Below are 7,038 nucleotides of genomic sequence, written 5' to 3' on the forward strand. Positions count from 1 at the left end.
CTGGTCAGCCCGACCTGGGCGAAGACGGTGACGCCGAAGCCCAGCGCCTCGGGGTTGATGTCGGCGTGATAACCGCGGATGTAATGCGCCTCCTCCAGCGCCCGGACGCGGCGCAGGCAGGGCGGGGCGGAGATGCCGGCGCGGCGCGCCAGCTCGACATTCGTCATGCGGCCGTCGTCCTGGAGGTCGCGGAGGATGCGGCGGTCGATGCGGTCGAGCTTCACACGGCGCATGGGTTCTCTCATGAAAGGGCTTCCGTGATTACGCGCAAGGATATTGCCGGACTTTCGCCGGGCGCAAGCGCAATCCTGTTTCGCGTTGGGGGTTTGGCGGGGGATTTCGCAGCATGAGCGCGACGGCGCGTGCGGGGACGGGCGGCATCGGCTCCCTGCGGGTGTGGGTGGTGTCGGATGGCCGCCCGGCGAACGAGAACCAGTGCCTGGGCCTGGCGGAGGCGCTGGGCATCGTCCCGGAGGTGGTCCGACTCGGCGCTCGCCATGGCTGGCATCGTCTTCTCGATCCCGTTCGGCCCGCCGCCGGCTTCGGCCTGGACGGGCCGCCCTGGCCCGACCTGCTGATCGCAGCCGGCCGGCAGAGCGTGTATCCCGCCCTCGCGGTGAAGCGGGCCAGCGGTCATCGGACGCGCCTTGTGCAAATATTTCGTCCCGGCGTCAACCCGCGGCGTTTCGATCTGATCGTCACGCCCCGGCATGACGGATTGAAAGCGTCGAACGTCTTCGGCACCGCCGGCGCCCTCAACCTCGTCACCCCCGACCGGCTGGCCGCCGCGGCGGCGAAGTGGGAGCCGGTGCTGGGCGGCCTGCCGCGACCACGCGCCGCGGTGCTGATCGGCGGCAGCAGCAAGTCGGTGGCGGTGCCGGAAGGCGCGGTCGCCCGACTCGCCGGCCAGCTGGCCGAGCTGGCGCGCGGCGGCACCGGGCTGATGGTCACCACCAGCCGGCGCACGCCGGCGGGCGAGGCCGCGGCGCTGCACCAGGCGCTGGAGGGGCTGTCGGCCTGGATCTGGGACGGCACCGGCCCGAACCCCTATTTCGGCTTCCTGGCCCTGGCCGATGCGGTGATCGTCACCAATGACAGCATCAACATGACGTCGGAGGCGGCGACCACCGGCAAGCCGGTGCATGTGGTCGAATGGGCGCAGCTGGCGCCGAAGCACCGCCGCTTCCACGACGCGCTGGCGGCCGAGGGCATCACCCGCCCCTTCACCGGCCGGCTGGAGCAGTGGAGCTACGCGCCGCTGGACGACACAGCCCGGGCGGCAGCGCGGGTGCGGGCACTGTTCGACGCCTGACCGCCACGCTTGCCGCGGGCACAGCCCAGTCCCGCGTCGCCTTGCCCCGGCCGCCGCCGGTGGTTATCTATCGCTGACAGTTCCCTTCCAGCGGATTGTCGCCCCATGCCGGCCACCCATCGCACCAAAGTCCTGATCATCGGTTCCGGCCCGGCCGGCTATACCGCCGCGATCTATGCCGCGCGCGCCAACCTGGAGCCGATCCTGGTGCAGGGGCTGCAGCCCGGCGGGCAGCTGACCATCACCACCGATGTCGAGAACTATCCCGGCTTCGCCGACGTGATCCAGGGGCCCTGGCTGATGGAGCAGATGGAGGCCCAGGCCCGCCACTGCGGCACGCGGCTGGAGTTCGACCTGATCACCAAGGTCGACTTCTCGCGCCGGCCCTTCGTCTGCACCGCCGATTCCGGCACGGTCTACGAGGCCGATTCGGTGATCATCGCCACCGGCGCCCAGGCGCGCTGGATGGGCCTGCCGAGCGAGCAGCAGTTCCAGGGCCGCGGCGTCTCCGCCTGCGCCACCTGCGACGGCTTCTTCTTCCGCGGCAAGGAGGTGGCGGTGATCGGCGGCGGCAACTCCGCGGTCGAGGAGGCGCTGTATCTGACCAACCACGCCACCAAGGTGACGCTGGTGCATCGCCGCGACCAGCTGCGGGCCGAGCGCATCCTGCAGGACCGGCTGTTCGCCCATCCCAAGATCGAGGTGGTGTGGAACCACACGGTCGAGGAGATCGTCGGCGGCGGCATGCCGGAGGCGGTGACCGGCGCCCGGCTGCGCGACACCAGGACCGGGGCCGAGCGCGTGCTGCCGGCCGACGGCGTCTTCGTCGCCATCGGTCATGACCCGGCGACCGCGGTGTTCAAGGGCCATGTCCGGATGGATGCCGACGGCTACATCATCACCGCGCCGGATTCGACCGCGACCGACATCCCCGGCGTGTTCGCCGCCGGCGACGTCAAGGACCGGGTCTACCGCCAGGCGGTGACCGCTGCCGGCATGGGCTGCATGGCGGCGCTGGAGGCCGAGCGCTTCCTGTCCGAACATGCCGGCACCGGCCATCTCGCGCGCATCGCCGACCGCGAGGCGCAGCCGGCTGCTGCGGCCGAGGTCGCCGCGGCGGGCTGACCCGTCCGGGCGGACCGCCGCTCCGATTCGTAAGGGCGATGATCATAGGGGGGCCATCCCCCCTATCGATCGAATCCAGGTGAAATATTGTTCCCGCCCGGTCCAAGCTTTGCTTGCATCGGGTCGGTGGTGCCCGTCATAGTGCATATAGTGTGATTCGCAGGCGCGACGCCGAGCGCTGGTATATCGACCATCCCGCCCTTGTCGCCCGCCCAAGAAACGAACGGGTGCCGGAGAATGGACTGGGACAAGCTGCGCGTTTTCCACGCCGTCGCTGACGCGGGCAGCTTTACCCATGCGGGCGAGAAGCTGAACCTCAGCCAGTCGGCGGTCAGCCGCCAGATCAGCGCCCTGGAGGAGAGCCTCAAGGTCCCGCTGTTCCACCGCCATGCCCGCGGCCTGATCCTGACCGAGCAGGGCGAGCTGCTGTTCCGCACGGCGCGCGAGGTCTTCGCCAAACTGTCGATGACCGAGGCGCAGCTGAGCGAGAGCAAGGACCACGCTCGCGGTCCGCTGAAGATCACCACCACCGTCGCCTTCGGCTCGACCTGGCTGACGCCGCGGGTGCGCGAGTTCCTGACCGCCTTCCCGGACATCGACCTGACCGTCCTGATCGACGACGAGGAGCTGGACCTGGGCATGCGCGAGGCCGATGTGGCGATCCGCATGACGCCGCCGCGCCAGCCCGACCTGATCCAGCGCCACCTGATGACGGTGAAGATCCACATCTTCGGGTCGGTCGACTATCTGAAGCGCAACGGCATCCCGCAGACCCTCGACGATCTGAACAAGCATTCGATCATCATCTATGGCGAGGATGCGCGCGGGCCGATCGCGGACATCAACTGGCTGGCCCATGTCGGCAGCCCGCCGCCAGGCGGCCGCAAGATCGCGCTGCGGGTGAACAACCAGTACGCCATCTACCGCGCCGTGCGCAGCGGCCTAGGCCTGGCCGCCCTGCCCGATTTCATGGTCGACCCGACCCTGAACGTGGTGCGGGTGTTGCCCGAGGTCACGGGCCCGACCACCGAGGCCTATTTCGTCTATGCCGAGGAGCTGCGCCATTCCAAGCGCATCGCGGTGTTCCGCGACTTCCTCGTCCGCAAGGTGGCCGAAAGCAAGTTCTGAGACTTCTCGGCCGTCCTCTAGACCAGAACCTCCCCCACCATCGGTCAAGGCGCCCCAAAGGGTGCGCCATCAGGGCCGCTCGCACTTCCTGCTGGATGGCCGCGGCGCTCGGCGCCTCGCCATGACGGTTGAAGACCAAGCTTCTACGGCGAGCATGGACGCCCGATTGGGTCGTTCGCCCGGTTTTCCAGGGTCCGCGCCTGAGAAAAAGGCGACAAATGTCAGAAATCTATGCAAAACCACCCGGAAAAATGGCGGAAACCCTTGGCCTTGCACGGCTCACAGCGAGCTATGCAATGCGCGCATAAAAGCAATGGCAGAAACTGGTTACCAATCGGCCACAGAATGCCTATCTTAAGAGCGTTCGTGCTGCAGCGCAGCAGAACAAGGGTCCGGCACTGCCGGCTCCTTGCGTCTCCCAGACGTGAAGCCTCCCTGTTTGACTCGGGCCGGAACGCGTTTCCGGCCCTTTTTTTGTGCAGATTTTGGGCCTCCCGGGCTGGGGCATGCCCCGGCCGCATGAAGCTGCCGGAAACGGCACAGAGAGAGGGGGGCCGTCCCCCCTCCCGCCAGGCCCCGCACCGAAGCCGCCCGGTCAGGCGTAGAGCCGCTCGCTTTCCAGGCCCTTGTAGAGGCCGGCGACGTATTCGCCGTAGCCGTTGAACAGCTGGGTCGGCACCCGCTCGCCGGTGCCCAACACGCGCTCCATCGCCTGGCTCCAGCGCGGATGCGGCACCTCCGGGTTCACATTGGCCCAGAAGCCATACTCGCTGCTCTGCAGCTGCTCCCAGAAGCTCACCGGCCGCTCGTCGGTGAAGGCGACGCGGATGATGCTCTTGATCGACTTGAAGCCGTATTTCCACGGCGTCACCAGCCGCAGTGGCGCGCCGTTCTGGCGCGGCACCGGCTTGCCGTAGAGGCCGGTGACCATGAAGGCCAGCTCGTTGGTCGCCTCGGCCATGGTCAAGCCCTCGACATAGGGCCAGGGGTAGAAGACCTGGCTGAAGCCCGGCGCCTCGTCGTTCTGGAATGTTTGCATGCGTACATATTTCGCCGAGGCCAGCGGCTTGGCGTAATCGACCAGCGCCTTCAGCGGAAAGCCGGTCCAGGGCACCGCCATCGACCAGGCCTCGACGCAGCGGTGGCGGTACAGCCGCTCCTCCAGCGGCATGGCGCGGATCAGGGTGTCGATGTCGACCTCCCGCTCCTGCTCGACCATGCCCTCGAACTTGACGGTCCAGGGGCGGATCTTCAGCTCCTGCGCCGCCTCCCAGATGTCCTTGTCGGAGCCGTATTCGTAGAAATTGTTGTAGGTGGTGACGTCCTTCTCGGGCGTCAGCGGCCGGTCCAGCGTGTAGCGGTCGTTGCGCTTGGCCGGGTACAGGCCGGCGGTCGGGTCCGGATCGGCGGCACGGGCCGGGCGGAGCTCCAGTGCCGCGCCGGCGCCGGCCAGCAGCCCGGCGCCGAGGCCCATCGCCTGCAGCAGGCTGCGGCGGTTCACATACACCGATTCCGGCGTCGCCCGACTTTCGGGAATCCGCCACCCCGGATTGCGCTTGATCAGCATCGGCCTGTCCTCCTTGACCCGAACCATCCGACCGCAGGGCGGTCTCACCTGTAGTTCGCGGCAGGACAGGCCGACGTTACCGCGCATCGATGGCGCGGGCCAGCGGCGCCGGGACGCAGCCCGGCGCCGGTCCTCTCAGACGCGCGGCCTCAGCGCAGCGCGGCGCAAGCGCGCTGGATGCGCTCGCCGGCGTCCTGCAGCGCCTCGGTCGCGGTGGCGTAGGAGATGCGGAAGAACGGCGCCAGGCCGAAGGCCGAGCCCTGCACCACCGCCACACCCTCGGATTCCAGCAGATAGGTGACGAAGTCCTCGTCGGTCTCGATCACCTTGCCGTCCGGGGTCTTCTTGCCGAGCGTCCCCTCGCAGGACGGGAAGACGTAGAAGGCGCCCTCCGGCCGGTGGCAGGTCAGCCCGGCCGACTGGTTCAGCATCGACACGATCAGGTCGCGGCGCTGCTGGAACACCACGTTGTGGCGCGGGATGAAGTCCTGCGGGCCGGACAAAGCCTCGACCGCCGCGGCCTGGCTGATCGAGGACGGGTTGGAGGTCGACTGGCTCTGCACCTTGGCGATGGCCTTGATCAGGTCCGGCCGGCCGGCGGCGTAGCCGATGCGCCAGCCGGTCATGCAATAGGCCTTGGACACGCCGTTCAGCGTCAGGGTGCGGTCGTACAGCTTCGGCTCGACCTGGGCCGGGGTGACGAATTTGAAGTCGTCATAGATCAGGTGCTCGTACATGTCGTCGGTCAGGACATGCACATGCGGATGGCGCAGCAGCACGTCGGTCAGCGCCTTCATCTCGGCGAAGCTGTAGGCGGCGCCGGTCGGGTTCGACGGCGAGTTCAGGATCAGCCACTTGGTCTTCGGCGTGATCGCGGCCTCGAGGGCGGCCGGCTGCAGCTTGAAGCCCTGCTCCGCCGGGCAGACCACCGGCACCGGCGTGCCGCCGCACAGCAGCACCATGTCGGGGTAGCTGACCCAGTACGGCGCTGGGATGATCACCTCGTCGCCCGGGTCCAGCGTGGCCAGCAGCGCGTTGTACAGCACCTGCTTGCCGCCGGTGCCGACGGTGACCTGGCTGGTCTCGTATTTCAGGCCGTTCTCACGCAGGAACTTGGCGGCGATGGCCTTCTTCAGCTCCGGCGTGCCGTCGACCGCGGTGTATTTGGTCTTGCCGCCCTGGATCGCGGCGATCGCCGCCTGCTTGATATTGTCCGGCGTGTCGAAATCCGGCTCGCCGGCGCCGAGGCCGATGACGTCGCGGCCGGCGGCCTTCAGCTCGGCCGCCTTGGTGGTGACGGCGATGGTCGGGGACGGCTTGACGCGGGCGAGCGAGGCGGCGAGGAGGGCCATGGGTCCGGATCCCGGGAAAGTTGGAAGCGGGGGACGGTAGACCCGGCCGAGGCCCAGCGACAAGCCGCGAGCGTTGCGAAAATTCGGGAGCCCGCCCGCGCCGGGCGCGGAGGGCGGGCTCGCCCCCTACCCCTTCACCGCCCCCTGGGTCAGGCCGGCGATCAGCTGGCGGGAGAAGAAGGCGTAGAGGATCAAGACCGGGATGATGGCCAGGGTCAGCGAGGCCAGCACCGCGTTCCAGTCGGTGACGTACTGGCCGACGAATTGCTGCACGCCGAGGGTGATGGTGCGGGTGCCGTCGCCCGGCGCCAGGATCAGCGGGAACCACAGGTCGTTCCAGATCGGCACCATGGTGAACACCGCCACCGTCGCCAGCGCCGGCCGCACCAGCGGCAGGATGATGCGGAAGAAGATGCGGTATTCGCCGACGCCGTCGCAGCGCGCGGAATCCTTCAGCTCCTTCGGGATCTGGCGCATGAACTCCGACAAAATGAAGATCGACAGCGGCAGCCCCATCGCGGTGTAGACCAGGATCAGCGCCGCCAGGGTGTTGA

The 7,038-nt window shown here is 68.3% G+C and carries 7 protein-coding genes; 3 read left to right on the plus strand and 4 right to left on the minus strand.

Translation table 11 applies throughout. The features are described from left to right. A partial coding sequence (locus tag ABDW35_RS28305) for an Lrp/AsnC family transcriptional regulator (RefSeq protein WP_343717197.1) occupies positions 1 to 233 on the minus strand: 233 nt, incomplete at its 3' end. A 113-nt stretch (positions 234 to 346) separates the two neighbouring features. Between ABDW35_RS28305 and ABDW35_RS28310 the strand changes: the two genes are divergently transcribed. The 3 genes from ABDW35_RS28310 (at position 347) to ABDW35_RS28320 (ending at position 3,565) form a co-directional block, all read left to right on the plus strand. Continuing rightward, entirely contained in the window at positions 347 to 1,312 is a 966-nt protein-coding gene (locus ABDW35_RS28310; RefSeq protein ID WP_343717198.1) for a mitochondrial fission ELM1 family protein, read from the plus strand. 105 nt (positions 1,313 to 1,417) lie between these two features. Further along, complete coding sequence (gene trxB / locus ABDW35_RS28315; RefSeq protein WP_343717199.1) at positions 1,418 to 2,437, plus strand: thioredoxin-disulfide reductase; 1,020 nt, start codon at positions 1,418 to 1,420, stop codon at positions 2,435 to 2,437. A gap of 237 nt (positions 2,438 to 2,674) precedes the next feature. Continuing rightward, positions 2,675 to 3,565: a LysR family transcriptional regulator gene (locus ABDW35_RS28320; protein ID WP_034839005.1), complete on the plus strand. Its 891-nt coding sequence runs from the start codon at positions 2,675 to 2,677 to the stop codon at positions 3,563 to 3,565. Positions 3,566 to 4,160: 595 nt separating this feature from the next. Here the strand turns inward: ABDW35_RS28320 and msrP are convergent. The 3 genes from msrP to ABDW35_RS28335 form a co-directional block, all read right to left on the minus strand. Beyond that, positions 4,161 to 5,132: a protein-methionine-sulfoxide reductase catalytic subunit MsrP gene (msrP, locus tag ABDW35_RS28325; RefSeq protein ID WP_343717200.1), complete on the minus strand. Its 972-nt coding sequence runs from the start codon at positions 5,130 to 5,132 to the stop codon at positions 4,161 to 4,163. A 149-nt stretch (positions 5,133 to 5,281) separates the two neighbouring features. Beyond that, on the minus strand, positions 5,282 to 6,484 hold the full coding sequence (locus ABDW35_RS28330) for a pyridoxal phosphate-dependent aminotransferase (protein WP_343717201.1): 1,203 nt from the start codon (positions 6,482 to 6,484) through the stop codon (positions 5,282 to 5,284). 126 nt (positions 6,485 to 6,610) lie between these two features. Continuing rightward, positions 6,611 to 7,038 (minus strand): carbohydrate ABC transporter permease (locus ABDW35_RS28335; protein WP_343717202.1); only part of this gene is annotated, 428 nt, incomplete at its 5' end.

It is taken from the genome of Inquilinus sp., from assembly GCF_039594555.1.
In the GTDB taxonomy this organism is placed as follows: Bacteria; Pseudomonadota; Alphaproteobacteria; order DSM-16000; family Inquilinaceae; genus Inquilinus.